The 15,637-nt window shown below is 70.2% G+C and carries 17 protein-coding genes; 3 read left to right on the plus strand and 14 right to left on the minus strand.

The features are described from left to right. Position 1: 1 nt before the first annotated feature. The 7 genes from LO931_RS01370 to hrcA are packed head-to-tail and all read right to left on the minus strand — an operon-like array spanning position 2 to position 5,735. The gene (locus LO931_RS01370) at positions 2-355 is read right to left on the minus strand and encodes a cytidine deaminase (protein ID WP_229051409.1); all 354 of its coding nucleotides are present in this window, start codon (positions 353-355) and stop codon (positions 2-4) included. Next, positions 352-1,653: a hemolysin family protein gene (locus LO931_RS01375; protein ID WP_229051410.1), complete on the minus strand. Its 1,302-nt coding sequence runs from the start codon at positions 1,651-1,653 to the stop codon at positions 352-354. Before LO931_RS01375 ends, LO931_RS01370 begins: the two co-directional genes overlap by 4 nt. Next, the gene (gene ybeY / locus LO931_RS01380) at positions 1,653-2,129 is read right to left on the minus strand and encodes an rRNA maturation RNase YbeY (RefSeq protein ID WP_229051411.1); all 477 of its coding nucleotides are present in this window, start codon (positions 2,127-2,129) and stop codon (positions 1,653-1,655) included. The genes LO931_RS01375 and ybeY overlap by 1 nt, the downstream gene beginning before the upstream one ends. Then, the gene (locus LO931_RS01385; RefSeq protein ID WP_229051412.1) at positions 2,107-3,108 is read right to left on the minus strand and encodes a PhoH family protein; all 1,002 of its coding nucleotides are present in this window, start codon (positions 3,106-3,108) and stop codon (positions 2,107-2,109) included. Before LO931_RS01385 ends, ybeY begins: the two co-directional genes overlap by 23 nt. A gap of 51 nt (positions 3,109-3,159) precedes the next feature. Then, on the minus strand, positions 3,160-3,501 hold the full coding sequence (locus LO931_RS01390; protein WP_229051413.1) for a histidine triad nucleotide-binding protein: 342 nt from the start codon (positions 3,499-3,501) through the stop codon (positions 3,160-3,162). A gap of 26 nt (positions 3,502-3,527) precedes the next feature. Next, on the minus strand, positions 3,528-4,688 hold the full coding sequence (dnaJ, locus tag LO931_RS01395; protein ID WP_229051414.1) for a molecular chaperone DnaJ: 1,161 nt from the start codon (positions 4,686-4,688) through the stop codon (positions 3,528-3,530). A gap of 33 nt (positions 4,689-4,721) precedes the next feature. Next, positions 4,722-5,735 (minus strand): heat-inducible transcriptional repressor HrcA, encoded by a 1,014-nt coding sequence (gene hrcA, locus LO931_RS01400; protein WP_229051415.1) that lies wholly within the window; start codon positions 5,733-5,735, stop codon positions 4,722-4,724. 85 nt (positions 5,736-5,820) lie between these two features. On the opposite strand from hrcA, the gene LO931_RS01405 reads away from it, so the two are divergent. Beyond that, entirely contained in the window at positions 5,821-6,261 is a 441-nt protein-coding gene (locus tag LO931_RS01405) for a hypothetical protein (protein ID WP_229051416.1), read from the plus strand. Beyond that, positions 6,258-7,088 (plus strand): DUF3097 domain-containing protein, encoded by an 831-nt coding sequence (locus LO931_RS01410; protein ID WP_229051417.1) that lies wholly within the window; start codon positions 6,258-6,260, stop codon positions 7,086-7,088. The genes LO931_RS01405 and LO931_RS01410 overlap by 4 nt, the downstream gene beginning before the upstream one ends. A gap of 58 nt (positions 7,089-7,146) precedes the next feature. Here the strand turns inward: LO931_RS01410 and LO931_RS01415 are convergent, their stop codons facing one another. The 6 genes from LO931_RS01415 to LO931_RS01440 all read right to left on the minus strand — a co-directional run bounded on the left by LO931_RS01415 (position 7,147) and on the right by LO931_RS01440 (position 13,895). Continuing rightward, on the minus strand, positions 7,147-7,698 hold the full coding sequence (locus LO931_RS01415) for a GNAT family N-acetyltransferase (protein WP_229051418.1): 552 nt from the start codon (positions 7,696-7,698) through the stop codon (positions 7,147-7,149). Further along, positions 7,695-8,867 carry a radical SAM family heme chaperone HemW gene (hemW, locus tag LO931_RS01420; protein ID WP_229051419.1) on the minus strand — a complete coding sequence of 391 codons (1,173 nt, stop codon included), beginning with the start codon at positions 8,865-8,867 and terminating at the stop codon, positions 7,695-7,697. Before hemW ends, LO931_RS01415 begins: the two co-directional genes overlap by 4 nt. A 28-nt stretch (positions 8,868-8,895) precedes the next feature. Beyond that, positions 8,896-10,737: a long-chain fatty acid--CoA ligase gene (locus LO931_RS01425; RefSeq protein WP_229051420.1), complete on the minus strand. Its 1,842-nt coding sequence runs from the start codon at positions 10,735-10,737 to the stop codon at positions 8,896-8,898. Positions 10,738-10,858: 121 nt separating this feature from the next. Then, on the minus strand, positions 10,859-11,632 hold the full coding sequence (locus LO931_RS01430) for a class I SAM-dependent methyltransferase (RefSeq protein WP_229051421.1): 774 nt from the start codon (positions 11,630-11,632) through the stop codon (positions 10,859-10,861). Positions 11,633-11,686: 54 nt separating this feature from the next. Then, positions 11,687-13,549, minus strand: a complete 1,863-nt coding sequence (lepA, locus tag LO931_RS01435) for a translation elongation factor 4 (protein WP_229051422.1) — start codon at positions 13,547-13,549, stop codon at positions 11,687-11,689. Positions 13,550-13,556: 7 nt separating this feature from the next. Then, a complete protein-coding gene (locus tag LO931_RS01440) occupies positions 13,557-13,895 on the minus strand; it encodes a hypothetical protein (RefSeq protein ID WP_229051423.1) in 339 nt (112 codons plus the stop codon). A gap of 133 nt (positions 13,896-14,028) precedes the next feature. Here LO931_RS01440 and rpsT point away from each other — a divergent pair, with 133 nt between their 5' ends. Beyond that, positions 14,029-14,289: a 30S ribosomal protein S20 gene (gene rpsT / locus LO931_RS01445; protein ID WP_229051424.1), complete on the plus strand. Its 261-nt coding sequence runs from the start codon at positions 14,029-14,031 to the stop codon at positions 14,287-14,289. A 204-nt stretch (positions 14,290-14,493) separates the two neighbouring features. Here the strand turns inward: rpsT and LO931_RS01450 are convergent, their stop codons facing one another. Then, entirely contained in the window at positions 14,494-15,633 is a 1,140-nt protein-coding gene (locus tag LO931_RS01450; protein WP_229051425.1) for a DUF418 domain-containing protein, read from the minus strand. Positions 15,634-15,637: the final 4 nt, after the last annotated feature.

Raw genomic sequence — 15,637 nt, forward strand, 5'->3', positions numbered from 1 at the left:
CTCAGGTGTGCTTGACGGCGTGCACCGTGCCGTCGGGGTGGGCGGAGAAGACGGGGGTCTCCTCGCCCGCGAGCTCGCGGAAGGCGTCGAGGTTGACGATGCGGTCCTCGGGTCCGACGACGGCGCCGGCCTCGAGGCTCGTGGCCCCGGACGAGACGGCCATCGCGACCGCGAGGTCGAGCGCCTCGAGCTCGAGCGTCTCGAGGCGGACCGTCGTGGCGGTGTACGTGCGACCGTCCTGGTCGCGCACGGCGGCGCCCTGGACGGCACTGGTGCGGGCACGGGACGCGCGGGCCAAGGTCACCAGCTTCGCGTCCTCGGCCTCCAGCTCGAAGGCACTGTGGGAGTCGGTCATGAGCCTGAGGCTACCGACTCGTCGTCCGGGGCGATGCGCGTCACCCTCACGTGGCCGACCTTGTTGCGGCGACCCGTGGATCCCTCGGCGACGATCTGCAGCCCGAGGGCCTCCGTGCGCGAGCCCGGCAGGGGCACCTCGCCCAGGTGCTTGGCGAGCAGGCCGCCGACCGTGTCGACGTCCTCGTCCTCGAGGTCGTCGATGCCGGTGAGCTCGGCGAGGTCGTCGATGTCGAGCCGCACGCTCACGCGCCAGGAGCCGTCGGCCAGGACCTCGACCTCGTCGGGCTCGGAGTCGTACTCGTCGGTGATCTCGCCGACGATCTCCTCCAGGACGTCCTCGATCGTGACGAGCCCTGCGGTGCCGCCGAACTCGTCGACGACGATCGCGATGTGGGTGCGACTGGCCTGCATCTCGCGCAGCAGGTCGTCGCACGGCTTGGTGTCGGGCACGAACAGGCAGGGGCGCATGATCGTCACGACCCGCTCGATCTGCTCGGCCGTGTGGTTGTCGAAGACGCGCTTCGTGACGTCCTTGAGGTAGGCGATGCCGACGACGTCGTCGAGGTTCTCGTCGACGACCGGCAGCCGGGAGTAGCCGCTCTCGAGCGAGAGCGACATCGCCTGGCGCAAGGTCTTGGTCTGCTCGACCGACACGACGTCGGTGCGGGGCACCATGACCTCGCGCACGATCGTGTCGCCCAGCTCGAAGACCGAGTGGATCATCTTGGACTCGTCGGACTCGATGACCGAGGACGCCGCGGCCAGGTCGACGAGCTCGCGGACCTCGACCTCGGAGGCGAACGGACCGTCGGTGAAGCCGCGACCGGGCGTCAGGGCGTTGCCCACCACGATGAGCAGCTTCGGGATCGGGCCGAGCACCCACTCCAGCGCCATGACCGGCCAGGCCGACCAGACCGCGATCGCCTCGGCTCGCTGGCGCCCGAGGGTGCGGGGTCCGACGCCGATGAACACGAAGCTCACCACGCCCATCACGAGCGTGGCGACGACGAACTGCTGCCACAGGCCGTCGATCTCGCCGGCCACGAAGATCGCGGCCAGCACGACCGAGGCCGTCTCGGCCAGCACCCGCACCAGGGTGACGCTGTTGAGGTACGGCGCCGGGTCGTCGAGGATGCGCATGAGCCGGGCGGCCCCCGCGCGACCCTCCTCGTCGAGCTCCTCGGCGCGCGCGCGGGAGAACGACGAGACGGCGGCCTCGACGCTGGTGAGCAGGCCGGCGATGAACGCGAGGCCCACGGCGACGACCGCCGGGGTCCAGCTGACCGGGTCGAGCATCAGGGTCCTTCGGGGTCGACGCCGAGCTCGGCGCGCTGCCACTCCAGCAGGAGCCGACCCTGCAGGCCGAACATCTCCCGGTGCTCCTCCGGCTCGGCGTGGTCGTACCCCAGCAGGTGCAGGATGCCGTGCACGAGCAGGAGGTCGACCTCGTCGGACGTCGAGTGGCCGGCGGCCGGCGCCTGCTGCTCCGCGATCTGCGGGCACAGCGCGATGTCGCCGAGGTAGCCCTCGGGGGCGTCCTCGTCGTCGCTGCCGGGGGTCAGCTCGTCCATCGGGAACGACAGGACGTCGGTCGGACCCTTCTTGCCCATCCACTGCTCGTTGAGCGTCGCGATGGTGTCGGGCTCGACGAGCCTGACGGTCAGCTCGGTCGCGGGGTGCAGGCGCATCCGCCGCATGACGAAGCGGCAGAGACGGGTGAGCGCGACGACGTCGACGCCCGTGCCGGACTCATCGAGGACGTCGACGTTCACGACTCTCCTGCTCCTCGGCGCCGTTCTCGAACTCGTCGTACGCCGCGACGATGCGGCCGACGAGACGGTGTCGCACGACGTCCTGCGCCGAGAGCTGGGCGAAGTGGATGTCGTCGATGTCGTCGAGGATGCCTTGGATGATCCGCAGACCGCTGCGCTGGCCCGTCGGGAGGTCGACCTGCGTGACGTCACCCGTCACGACGACCTTCGAGCCGAAGCCCAGGCGCGTGAGGAACATCTTCATCTGCTCGGCGGTGGTGTTCTGCGCCTCGTCGAGGATGATGAACGCGTCGTTGAGCGTCCTTCCCCGCATGTACGCCAAGGGAGCGACCTCGATGACGCCGGCCGTCAGCAGCTTCGGGATGGCCTCGGGATCCATCATGTCGTGCAGCGCGTCGTACAGCGGGCGCAGGTACGGGTCGATCTTCTCGCTCAGCGTTCCGGGCAGGTAGCCCAGCCGCTCCCCCGCCTCGACCGCCGGCCGGGTCAGGATGATGCGGCTGACCTGCTTGGACTGCAGCGCCTGGACGGCCTTGGCCATCGCGAGGTAGGTCTTGCCGGTGCCCGCGGGGCCGATGCCGAAGATGATCGTGTTCTCGTCGATCGCGTCGACGTAGCGCTTCTGGTTGAGCGTCTTGGGACGGATCGTGCGGCCGCGGTTGGAGAGGATGTTGAGGCTCAGGACCTCGGCCGGCCGCTCCTGCGTCTCGGTGCGGAGCATGCCGATGCTGCGCTCGACCGTCTCGCGGGTCATGCCCTGGCCGGTGCGGACGATCGTCGTGAGCTCGTCGAGGAGGCGCTCGACGAGGGCGACCTCGCCGGGCTCGCCGGTCACGCTGACGCGGTTGCCGCGCACGTGGATGTCGGCGTCGAAGTCGCGTTCGATGAGGCGGAGGAACTCGTCGCCGGGGCCGAACAGCGAGACGGCGTCGATGCTGGTGGGAACCGTGAAGGTGTGGGTGGGGTGCTCGTCAGTCATGGGTGTCCCCAGTCTACGACCAGAACCGCAGGCGTGGACCCCGTCGGCCGCTCAGCCGGGCGGCCAGGTGAGCGAACGGCCCGAGAGCACGTGGCCGTGGCAGTGGAACACGGTCTGGAACGCGTCGGCGCCCGTGTTGAACACCAGGCGGTACGAACCCGTGCCGAGCTCGTCGGCGATGCGGCGCGTGTGCGTGATCAGGTCGACCGTGGCCTCTGGATCGGCCTCGGCCAGGCTCGCGACGTCGGGCTCGTGGCGCTTGGGGATCACCAGCACGTGGGTCGGGGCCTGGGGGTTGATGTCGCGGAAGGCGATCGTGTGGTCGGTCTCGCCGACGATCTCGGCCGGGACGTCACCCTTGACGATCGAGCAGAACAGGCAGTCGTCAGTCATGGGTCCAGGCTCTCACTCGCCGGCCGTCACTCACCAGCACCGGCGCGGAAGGCGTCCTTCATGCGGCCGAACACGCTGCGGTGGGTCGCACCGAGGCGGGCTTCCGGTCGCTCCTCCTCGCGCATCGCCGCGAGGCGGTGCAGCAGCTCCCGCTGCTCGTCGTCGAGCTTGCCGGGCGTCTCAACGACGACCGTCACCCGCAGGTCACCGGCACCGACGCCGCGCAGACGCGGCACGCCCTCACCGCGCACCACGACGACCTGACCGGACTGGGTGCCGGCCTCGACGTCGACCGTGACGCCCTCGGGTCCGTCGTTGTCCTCGAGGTCGGCCTTGAGCGACGGCAGGTCGAGGGTCGTGCCGAGCGCCGCCGCGGTCATCGGCAGCGTGACCTGGCACTCGAGGTGGTCGCCGCTGCGCGTGTACACGGGGTGGCGACGCACCTGGATTTCGACGTAGAGGTCGCCGGCCGGTCCGCCGCCGGGACCGATCTCGCCCTCCCCGGTGAGCTGGATGCGCGTGCCGTGGTCGACGCCGGCCGGGATGGTCAGCTTGAGGTTGCGGCGGGCGCGGACGCGGCCCTCGCCGTCGCACTCGCGGCAGGGGTCGGGGATCACGGTGCCGAAGCCGTGGCACGTGGGGCACGGACGCGCGGTGCGGATGTCGCCCAGCAGCGAGCGCTGCACGTGCTGGATCGCGCCCTGGCCGCGGCACGTTCCGCAGGTGACGGGCGAGGAGTCCTCGTGCGCGCCGCTGCCGTCGCAGACCTCGCACACGACGGCCGTGTCGACCTTGAGCTCCTGCGTGACGCCGAACGCGGCCTCGGCGAGCTCGACCTCGAGCCGCAGCAACGCGTCCTGACCGCGCTGGATGCGCGACCGGGGCCCGCGCGGACCGGACTGCCCGAAGAAGGCGTCCATGATGTCGTCGAAGCTGAACCCCTGGCCGAAGCCCGCGCCGCCACGCTGGCCACCCATCGGGTCGCCGCCGCGGTCGAACACCTGACGCTTCTGCGGGTCGGACAGCACCTCGTACGCCTGCGAGACCTCCTTGAAGCGCTCGGAGGCGTCCGGGGCGTCGTTGACGTCGGGGTGCAGCTGTCGCGCCAGTCGGCGGTACGCCTTCTTGATCTCCTCGGGAGTCGCAGAGCGTTCGACGCCGAGGGTCGCGTAGTAGTCGGTGGCCATGAGGTGCTTTCGGGCTGGATGTCAGGAGAAGGGTCAGGCGTCGTCGAGCATGCGGCCGACGTAGCGGGCGACGGCGGCGACCGCTGCCATCGTGCCGGGGTAGTCCATGCGGGCCGGACCGACCGTGGCGAGGGTCGCGCGGCTGCCGTCCCCACCGTAGGCAGAGGCCACCACCGCGTTGCCGGCGAGGGTGTCGAAACCGGTCTCGCCGCCGATGCGCACCGTCACGCCGCCGGAGACCTCGCCGAGCAGCTTGAGCAGCACGACCTGCTCCTCGAGCGCCTCGAGGACCGGGCGGACCGTCGTGTCGAACTCGGCGCCGTAGCGGGCGAGGTTCGACGTGCCGCCCACGACGATGCGGGCGTCGGAGCGCTCGTCGGAGAAGGTCTGGGTCAGGGTCGCCACGACCGCCGCGACGAGCGGCTGGTCGACCGGCTCGAAGGTGTGGATCAGGTCGGCGACCTTGACCGCGGCCTCCGAGAGGCGCTCGCCCAGCACGACGGGCATGAGGCGGGAGCGCAGGTCGGCCAGGAGCTGGTCGGTCAGGGGCGACGGCAGGTCGATCGTGCGCTGCTCGACCCGGCCGGAGCTCGTGATGACGACCACGAGCGCGCGATCGCCGTCGAGCGCGACGACCTCGACGTGCCGCACGGTCGACCGGGTCAGGCTCGGGTACTGCACGACCGCGACCTGGCTGGTGAGCTGGGAGAGCACGCGCACGCTGCGCTGCACGATGTCGTCGACGTCGACCGACTCCGAAAGGAAGCGCTCGATCGCCCGGCGCTCGGCCGGCGAGAGCGCCTTGACCGTGGCGAGCCGGTCGACGAACATCCGGTAGCCCTTGTCGGTGGGGATGCGGCCGGCAGACGTGTGCGGCTGGGTGAGGTAGCCCTCGTCCTCCAGCACGGCCATGTCGTTGCGGATCGTCGCCGGCGAGACGCCCAGGTGGTGACGTTCCACGAGGGCTCGGGAGCCCACGGGCTCCTGCGTGGCGACGTAGTCCTCGACGATCGCCCGGAGGACGTCGAGGCGACGGTCGTCGGACATCCTGGCCTCCTCTCGGCGCGTCGCTGGCACTCTCGGTGCCCGTTTGCCAGTCTAGCCCGATGGGAGTGGAACGGTGAGGAGCATCGTGCGTCGAGACGACACGATCGTCGTGGAGGGCCACGAGCGCAGCCTCACGTACCGCCCGCGCCGGGTGACGCTGAGCGACGGCTCGTGGGTCGCCCACGAGTCGCTCGGCGGATCGCTCAGCTCGGTCTGGGCCGTCGACCTCGGCGACCGGTTCGTCGAGGTCGTGCACCTCGGCGACGGACCGTCGGGTGGTGAGCTCGTGGTCGTGGTGCCCGATGCCGACACGGTGCTGCTGGGCGACCTCGTCAGCGAGCCGACCGGCCCGGTCCCGGAGAGCTGGCCCGTCGCGGTCGACCTGGCGATCGGGCTCACCGGGCCCGGCACGACGATCCTCGGCCCGTCGGGCGAGGTCCCGCGCGAGGACCTCGCCGACTTCCACCAACGCCTGCTCGGCCTCCTGCACCCGGGCCATCCCGGACCCAGCGGCGGACTCGCATGAGCAAGGACCGCTACGGGCAGGACGTCCTGTCGGGTGACTGGCAGCGTCCGGCGAAGGGCCGCTCGGCCGACCTCCCCGTCGAGCTGGGTCTCGTCGTCGAGGACGTCACGAGCGGTTTCGTCGGCGAGGTCGTGCAGGTCGATCCGCAGATGGGCATGGTCGTGCTCGAGGACCGCCGGTTGAAGCGCCGCAGCTTCCCGCTCGGACCGGGCTACTGGGTCGACGGCAAGCCCGTCACGCTCCGTCCGCCGGCCGTGGCCGCCTCAGGGCCTCAGCGCACCGCGTCCGGGTCGGTCGCCGGGCCCCGCGAGCGGGCGAAGGTCGCCCAGCCGAGCCGCATCTGGGTCGAGGGTCGGCACGACGCCGAGCTCGTCGAGAAGGTCTGGGGCGACGACCTTCGCCACGTCGGCGTCGCGGTCGAGTACCTGGGCGGCATCGACGACCTCAAGGCCGAGGTCGACTCCTTCGACCCCGGCCCTGGTCGTCGCCTCGGCGTGCTGGTCGACCACCTCGTCATGGGCTCCAAGGAGTGGCGCATCGCGCAGACGCTCTCGAAGGAGCCGCACGTGCTCGTCGTCGGCCACCCCTACGTCGACGTGTGGCAGACCGTGAAGCCGGCGCGTCTCGGCCTGGACGCGTGGCCCGTGATCCCCCGCGGCATCGAGTGGAAGCACGGCATCTGCGAGGCGATGGGCTGGCCGCACGCCGAGCAGGCCGACATCGCCCGCGCCTGGAAGAAGATCCTCGGCTCGGTCTCCACCTGGACCGACCTGGAACCCGTCTTCCTGGGCAAGGTCGAGGAGCTCATCGACTTCGTCACGGCCTGAGCCCCGCCGGGGTGTCCCCCAGATGTGTGCGCTCCCGGGGGTCCGTCGACACGATGTGTCAGCCGAGGGAGACCAGGTGAGCCAGGTCGTCCGGGGTGAGGTCGCGGTCGGCGTGGACCTGCCTCACCAGGCCGTCGTCGCGCGGGCCCTCGAAGAGGAGCCGGAGCCCGAGCTTCTCGAGCACCCGGACGGATGCCGGATTGTTCACCAGGACCCTCGCCACGACCGGGGTGCCGGGATCGTGCTCGTGAGCCGCCTCCAGCGCCGCCTGCGCGACCTCCGTGGCCAGCCCGCTCCCCCACACCGCCGGCGAGAGCCGGTATCCGAGATTCCTCAGCACGCGGCCCTCCACCCGGCGAGTGCCGGCGATGCCGACGACCTGCGCATCGACGTCCTCGACGACCCAGGTGTCGAGCCCGAACCGTCGCCAGCCGGCGATCATCATCGCGAGCATGTCGGCCGTCATCGCACGGTCACCGAGACCGGACGGCAGGTGCTTCCACGTCGCCGGATCGCCGTAGATCGCGTACACCGCGTCGAGATCGTCCTCGACCGGAGGCCGCAGCAGCGTCCGCGACGTGCGCACGAGCGCCGGGTCGGACGCGCTCATGTCAGCTCGCGCACCACGTGGTCGGCCAGCAGTCGCCCCTTCTTCGTCAGCACCAGCTTGGTCGCGACTGGCTCCAGGAGGCCCTGCTCGATCAGGTGGTCGTGCGCAGGGAGGCCTGCCGGGTCGAGACCGGTGCGCAGGCGCGTGCGCAGCATGACGTCCTCCATCCGGGCGGCGTCGGCGTCGATGACCTCGCCGTCGGCCTCCGGCGACTGCCCCGCCGCCAGCCGCTGGGCGTACGCCGCGGGGTGCTTCACGTTCCACCAGCGTCGACCCCCCACGTAGGAGTGGGCACCCGGTCCGATGCCGAACCACTCGCCGCCAGTCCAGTACAGGACGTTGTGCCGGCACTGCGCCGCCTCGTCGCGCGCCCAGTTGGAGAGCTCGTACCAGCCGAGACCGGCTGCCTCGAGCATCTCGTCGGCCAACAGGTACTTGTCGGCCGTCTCGTCGTCGTCGGGCATGACGACCTCGCCGCGCGAGACCTTGCGGGCGAAAGCGGTGCCGTCCTCGACGATCAACGCGTAGGCGCTGACGTGGTCGGGCTCCAACGAGATCGCGTGCTCGACCGTGCGGCGCCAGTCGTCCATCGACTCCCCCGGCGAGCCGTAGATGAGGTCGACACTGACCTGCTCGAAGCCGGCCTCGCGGGCCCAGCGCACGGCCTCGGGCACCCGGAGCGGGTCGTGGGTGCGGTCGAGCATCTGCAGCACGTGCGACACGGCCGACTGCACGCCGAAGGAGATGCGGTTGAAGCCACCGGCGCGCAAGGTCGCGAGCATCGCGGGGTCGACGCTGTCGGGGTTCGCCTCGGTCGTGACCTCCACGTCCGGCGCGAGCCCCCACGCCTCGTCGATCGCCCGGAGGATGCGCACGAGATCGGCGGCCGCCAGCTGCGTCGGCGTGCCACCGCCCACGAAGACGGTCTCGACCGTGCGGGGCCCGGTCTGCGCCGCGGCCCGCCGGATCTCGGCGATCGCGGAGTCGGCGTACGACGCCCGCGTCGCGCCCTCCCCCAGCTCGTCGGCCGTGTACGTGTTGAAGTCGCAGTACCCGCATCGCACGGAGCAGAACGGGACGTGGACGTACACGCCGAAGGCGGGCAGCGAAGGTGCAGGCGCGCCGAAGGGCCGCCTCCCCACAGGAGACGACCCTTCGAACGTGTTCACGCCCCCAGCCTAGAGGGGGCCGGAACCGTCAGACCCCGGCGTAGAACCCGTCGAGGATCTCGCGGTAGTTGTCCTCGACGACCTTGCGCTTGACCTTGAGGCTCGGCGTGAGCTCGCCGGACTCGATCGACAGGTCGTTCGGGAGGATCTTCCACTTCTTGATCGTCTCCCAGCGGTTGAGCTTGGAGTTGAGCTCCTCGACGTAGCCGGCGACGAGCTTCTCGATCTCGGGCGACTGCACGACCTCGGTGTACGACTGACCCGACTTGCCGTGGCTCTCGGCCCACGCCGCGATGGCGTCGGGGTCGAGCGTGATGAGCGCCGAGCAGAAGTTGCGGTCGTTGCCGTGCACGATCATCTGGCTGGCCAGCGGGCACACGCCCTTGAAGACGCCCTCGACGTGCGACGGGGCGACGTACTTGCCGCCCGACGTCTTGAAGAGGTCCTTCTTGCGGTCGGTGATGCGCAGGAAGCCCTCGGAGTCGAGCTCGCCGATGTCGCCCGTGGCGAGCCAGCCGTCGGCGTCGAGCGTCTCCTTCGTGGCGGTGTCGAGGTTGTGGTAGCCGTGCATGATGTTCGGGCCCTTGATGAGCACCTCGCCATCGGCCGCGATCTTGATCTCGACGCCGGGGAACGGCAGGCCGACCGTGCCGAGCTTCAGGTGGTCGGGGTGGTTGACCGTGGAGCCGGCGGAGGTCTCGGTCAGGCCGTAGCCCTCGAGGATGATGACGCCGGCGGCGTGGAACCACTCGGCCACGTCGGCCGACAGCGCGGCCGAGCCCGAGATGAAGAAGCGCACGCGGCCACCGAAGCGGTCACGGATCTTGCCGAAGACGAGCTTGTCGGCGAGTCCGTGCTGCACCTTGAGACCGACCGGGATCGGCTGGCCGGCGCGGGTGCGGCGCGAGTGCTCCAGACCGACCTTCTCGGCCCAGCGGAAGAGCTTGAGCTTGGCGCCACCGTCCTCCTCCATCATGCCGACGACACGGCCGTAGACCTTCTCGAAGATGCGCGGCGCGGCGCCCATGAACGTGGGCTTCACGATGCTGAGGTTGTCGACGATCTTGGTGACGCGGCCGTCGATCGCAGCGGCGAAGCCGATCTGCAGCTGCGTCATCTGCAAGACCTTGCCGAACGAGTGCGCCATCGGCAGCCAGCGGTACTCGAGGTCGTCGACCGTGAGGATGCCGTTGGCCTGGATGGCCGCACCCTCGAAGACCCAGCCGCTGTGGCTCAGGCGCACGCCCTTGGAGCGGCCCGTGGTGCCCGAGGTGTAGATGAGGGTCGCGAGGTCGTCCGGCTTGATGGCCGCGACGCGCTGCTCGACGACGTCAGGGTGGTCGGAGAGGTGGGCCTCGCCGATCTTCTCCAGGTCGGTCAGGCTGATGACCCAGTCACCGTCGGTCTTGCCGTCGAAGGTGATGACCTTGGTGATGTCGGGGAGCTCGGACTTCTTCTCCTGGAGCTTCGCGATCTGCTCGTCGTCCTCGGCGAACACGATGACGCTGCCCGAGTCGGACAGGATGTACGCGACGTCGTCGGAGACGGTCGAGGGGTACACGGTCGTGGTGGCGCCGCCGGCGGCGTTGATCGCCAGGTCGGCGAGGATCCACTCGACGCGGGTGCCGGACGCGACGGCCGCGCGGGACTCGTTCTCGAGTCCGAGCGAGACCAGACCGGCGGCGAGCTTGTTGACGCGCTCACCGACCTCTCCCCAGGACAGGGAGTGCCAGCGCTCGTTGGCGTCGGGGTAACGGAAGGCTTCGCGCTGCGGCGTCTCGGCGACGCGGTTCAGGAACAGTCGGCCGATGCTCGGGGCTCGGTCGTCGATCTGGGCCTGCTGCTGCGGGGTCAGGACAAGGGGGCTCATGCGGTCCTCACAGGGCTACGGGGCGTGTGGTGCGGATCACCCTAACCTACTGTCCGGTCACTACGATCTTGGTTGCGCCCGGCACGCATTCGGGCGGTGCCAGGCGCCCAGGACCGCCGTCTCAGGCGGGGTTCGACGGCACGTCGGTGACGCGCACGACGACCTGCTCGTGGTCGAAGGTGTAGGCCACGTACTCGTAGGAGATGCCCGTGCGGGCGACGTGCTCGGCCCACGCCTTGAACTCGCCCTGCTGCCAGTTCTGGTGGTTGAGGTACTCGTCGAAGATGACGATCGAGCCGGGACGCAGACGGTCGCCGGCGAGCTCCAGCACCGTCACGGCGCCGCTGTAGAGGTCACAGTCGACGTGCAGGAGGTCGATCGGGCCGTCGTGCTCGGCGAGGAAGCCCGGCAGGGTGTCCTCGAACAGGCCGACCACGAGCTCGGCGCAGGCGACCTTCGGCAGGTCCTCGACCTCGAACGTGCCGGCGGGGAAGCCGGGGCGCCAGTCCTCGGGCAGACCGCTGAAGACGTCGAAGCCGTACACCTCGCCGCGGCGCTCACGGGCGATGATGCGCAGGGTGGTGCCGGAGAAGACGCCGAACTCCAGGGCCATGCCGCCGGTGGGCGCGGCAGCCAGGGCGGCACGCAGCGTCTCGTGCGGGTGCGGGTGCCAGGTCGCCCCCGAGAAGTGCTGGCCCACGTACGCGGCGCTCGACGTGACGGCCTCGCGCTCGGCCGCGGCGAACATGTCGCGGCGGTCGCGCAGCTCGAGCCCGGCGACCTGCTCGTTCAGCTCGCGCACCTGACGGTGGAGCTCCTCGTTCTGGCGCCGGACCGCGTCCTCGACGACGTGGACGAGCTTCTCGCGCACGCGCTTCTTCAGCTGGTCAAGCATGGGAGCTCCTGGTGATGAGGTGGGACGACACGGGCGATGCCGGGGGCTTGCGGGTCAGGACGGGCCGTCGCCGGTCGAGAGCGCGGCGATGAACGCCTCCTGGGGGACCTCGACGCGGCCGACCATCTTCATCCGCTTCTTGCCCTCCTTCTGCTTCTCGAGCAGCTTGCGCTTGCGGCTGATGTCGCCGCCGTAGCACTTGGCGAGCACGTCCTTGCGGATCGCGCGGATGTTCTCGCGGGCGATCACGCGCGCGCCGATCGCGGCCTGGATGGGCACCTCGAACTGCTGGCGCGGGATGAGCTCCTTGAGCTTGCCCGCGAGTGCGACCCCGTACGTGTAGGCGTTGTCGCGGTGCACGATCGCGCTGAACGCGTCGACGATCTCGCCCTGCAGGAGGATGTCGACCTTCACGAGGTCGGCCGCCTGCTCGCCCGACAGCTCGTAGTTGAGCGAGGCGTACCCCTTCGTGCGGCTCTTCAGCGCGTCGAAGAAGTCGAACATGATCTCGCCCATGGGGAGCGTGTAGCGGATCTCGACGCGGTCCTCGGACAGGTAGTCCATCGCGACGAGCTGGCCGCGCCGCGCCTGGCAGAGCTCCATGATCGTGCCGATGTACTCGCTCGGCGCGAGCACGGTGGCCGACACGACGGGCTCGAAGACCTTCGAGATCTTGCCCGAGTTCGGGTAGTCGCCCGGGTTCGTGACGACGTGCTCCGAGCCGTCCTCGAGCTCGACGCGGTAGACGACGTTGGGCGCCGTCGCGATGAGGTCGAGGTTGAACTCGCGCTCGAGCCGCTCGCGCACGATCTCGAGGTGCAGCAGGCCGAGGAAGCCGATGCGGAAGCCGAAGCCCAGCGCACCGGACGACTCGGGCTCGTAGACCAGGGCGGCGTCGTTGAGCTGCAGCTTCTCGAGCGCCTCGCGCAGCGTCGCGAAGTCGTCGCCGTCGATCGGGTACAGACCCGAGAACACCATGGGGTTCGGGTGCGCGTAGCCGCCGAGCGGCTCGGTGGCCGGCCGGGCGTTCGAGGTGACGGTGTCGCCCACGCGGGACTGACGGACCTCCTTCACGCCCGTGATGAGGTAGCCGACCTCGCCGACGCCGAGGTGGTCGGCCTTGACCGGCTCGGGGCTGATGACGCCGACCTCGAGCATCTCGTGCACGGCACCGGTCGACATCATCTTGATCTTGTCGCGGTGGCTGAGCTTGCCGTCGAACACGCGGACGTAGGTGATGACGCCGCGGTAGGTGTCGTAGACGGAGTCGAAGATCAGCGCCCGCGGCGGGGAGTCGGGATCGCCCTGCGGGGGCGGGACCTCGTCGACGATGAGGTTCAGCAGCTCCTCGACGCCCTGGCCCGTCTTGGCCGAGACTCGCAGCACGTCGTCGGGGTTGCCGCCGATGATGCCGGCGATCTCCTCGGCGTACTTCTCGGGCTGCGCGCCCGGCAGGTCGATCTTGTTGAGCACCGGGATGATGTGCAGGTCGGCGTCCATCGCCAGGTAGAGGTTCGCGAGCGTCTGCGCCTCGATGCCCTGCGCGGCGTCGACCAGCAGGATCGCGCCCTCGCACGCCTCGAGCGAACGGCTGACCTCGTACGTGAAGTCGACGTGGCCGGGTGTGTCGATCATGTTCAGCACGTAGTCCGTGCCGGCGTCGTCGCCGTCGGACTTGCGGAACGGCATGCGCACGGCCTGGCTCTTGATCGTGATGCCGCGCTCGCGCTCGATGTCCATGCGGTCGAGGTACTGGGCGCGCGCGGCGCGCTCGTCGACGACGCCGGTGATCTGCAGCATGCGGTCGGCGAGCGTCGACTTGCCGTGGTCGATGTGGGCGATGATGCAGAAGTTCCGCAGCAGGCCGGGGGGCGTGGACCCGACCGCGGGAGGCGTCGAGGGCGTGGGGGGCGTCATGTGGTGGTCACCAGAGGTAGGCGAGGCCGACGTTGACGACGACGAGCGCCGCCACGACGTGGGCCAGGGGGTTGGGGGCGGGCTTCTTGCGCGTGCCGTGGGCCAGCCCGACCGCCACGGTGGCGATCACGAGCTTCACGGCGACCTTGGCGTGGTTCGGGTCGGCGACGTCGTCGCTCATGGAGGCGATCGCGACCAGGATGATCCCGAGGAGCCACGCAGCGCTGAGACCGTGGGCCATGAGGCCGTTGATCTGCGGAGACGACAGCACGAGCACGTACCCGAGCAGGACCGCGGCCCAGCTCGCGATGTGCACCCACACCAGCACGTCGTAGAGAGTCTCCATGAGGGCCGATCGTAGTGACCTGTCCGGATTTGGGAGCCACCGGACGCCGATGGTAGGGTTGGCGGTCGCGTGCTCTGGCACGCCACCACACTTCTTTTCCTGCACGTCTCCATCGAAAGAACAGGTACGCCCCGTGGCGAACATCAAGTCGCAGATCAAGCGCAACCGTCAGAACGAGGCTGCCCGTGAGCGCAACAAGTCGGTCCGTTCCGCGCTGAAGACGGCCATCCGCCGCTTCACCGAGGCTGCCGACGCCGGCAACAACGACGACGCCAAGAAGCTCGCCGCCGAGGCCAACCGTCGCCTCGACAAGGCCGCCTCGAAGGGTGTCATCCACAAGAACCAGGCGGCCAACCGCAAGTCGGCCATCGCCAAGAAGGCTGCCTCGCTCTGAGCCGCAGCTGACTCCAGCTTCACGACCGACCCCGGCCACCGGCCGGGGTCGTGTCATGTCCGGGGGCTGCCCGGGCTGGGCGGTGAGTCTTCTACCGAAAACCCCTCCCGCCAGGGGTGGACGGTGAGTTAGCCACCGTATGAGCACTCATAGGGTGGAACACTCACCGCCGACCCCCGTCCGCCCCGCCATTCGGTGGAGGACTCACCGCCCAGCGCGGGTGCGGCGCCAGGGCAGGCAGAACCAGCGGACCAGGGCTTCGAGCGGGCCTCGCGGCACGAGCGCGCGCCAGAGCCAGGCGAGGGCCACGAGCAGCAGCACCTGCACCCACCACTCGCGGTAGTAGCCGCCCGTGAAGCTGGCCTCGTGCTGGCGGTTCGCCCACGTGAGCACGACGTGCATGACGTAGAGCGTCAACGTCATCGAGCCCGCGAACCGCAACGGCGTGGTGATCCGCGTGCCGGCGCCGGATCGGCACACCAGGAGGCACAGGCCGATCACGAGCACGGCCGACCCGGTCGCTCCGATCACGTTGAGCGGTGTCGACGTGTGCTGCCCGGCCGCGAGGAACCAGGTCGGGTCGAGCGGGTCGAGCTGGGAGGACGACCAGAAGAGCTGCTCCACCGCCGGGTCGCCGAAGACCTGGTCCTGGAACGCCCCCAGGAAGAGCGCCGTGGCGGCGATCCAGAGGGCCGCGACCGTCGCGACCCCTCCTCCGACCACGAGGCGCCGCACGACGACAGCGCTGCGCAGGTCGAGCCGCGCGAGCACGAGACCGACGAGGACGTACCCGAACCACACGACGGCCGGGTAGCCGCCCCAGAGCAGCAGCGAGACGGGCAGCTCGCCCAGTCCCCCGGCGAACGACGGCTGGATGACGTCGCTGACCGGTGGGTCGACGAGGTGCCGCAGCCCGAACAGCGCCGCGGGCGACAGCAGGATCCATCCCCCGGCCAGGAGTGCGAGGGCGCGGGTCGAGAGCTGGCGCACGAGCACGGTCGCCGCGACCAGCAGCGCGTAGCACGGCAGGATCACCAGGATCGTCAGGTCGGGCAGGGCCGCGAGACCCAGGCCGATCACCATCAGCGCGACGCCTCGTCGCACGACCGCGGCGCGGGTGCCGGTGCCCTCGGGGTCGAGGCGGGTCATGAGACCCACGCTCAGCCCGGCCAGCACGGCGAACAGCGGCGCGGCGCGACCCGAGGCCAGCCACTCCGAGACCGGCGGCCAGTCGTACCCCGTCCACGGGGGCCCGAGGTGCGCCAGCATCATGCCGAGCAGCGCCACCGCGCGGGCCAGGTCGATGCCCGCCAGGCGTGCGGAGCCCTGCCGGGGTGGCGTCACGACC

Origin of the sequence: Aeromicrobium sp. Leaf350 (genome assembly GCF_916858655.1) — a bacterium.
In the GTDB taxonomy this organism is placed as follows: Bacteria; Actinomycetota; Actinomycetes; order Propionibacteriales; family Nocardioidaceae; genus Aeromicrobium.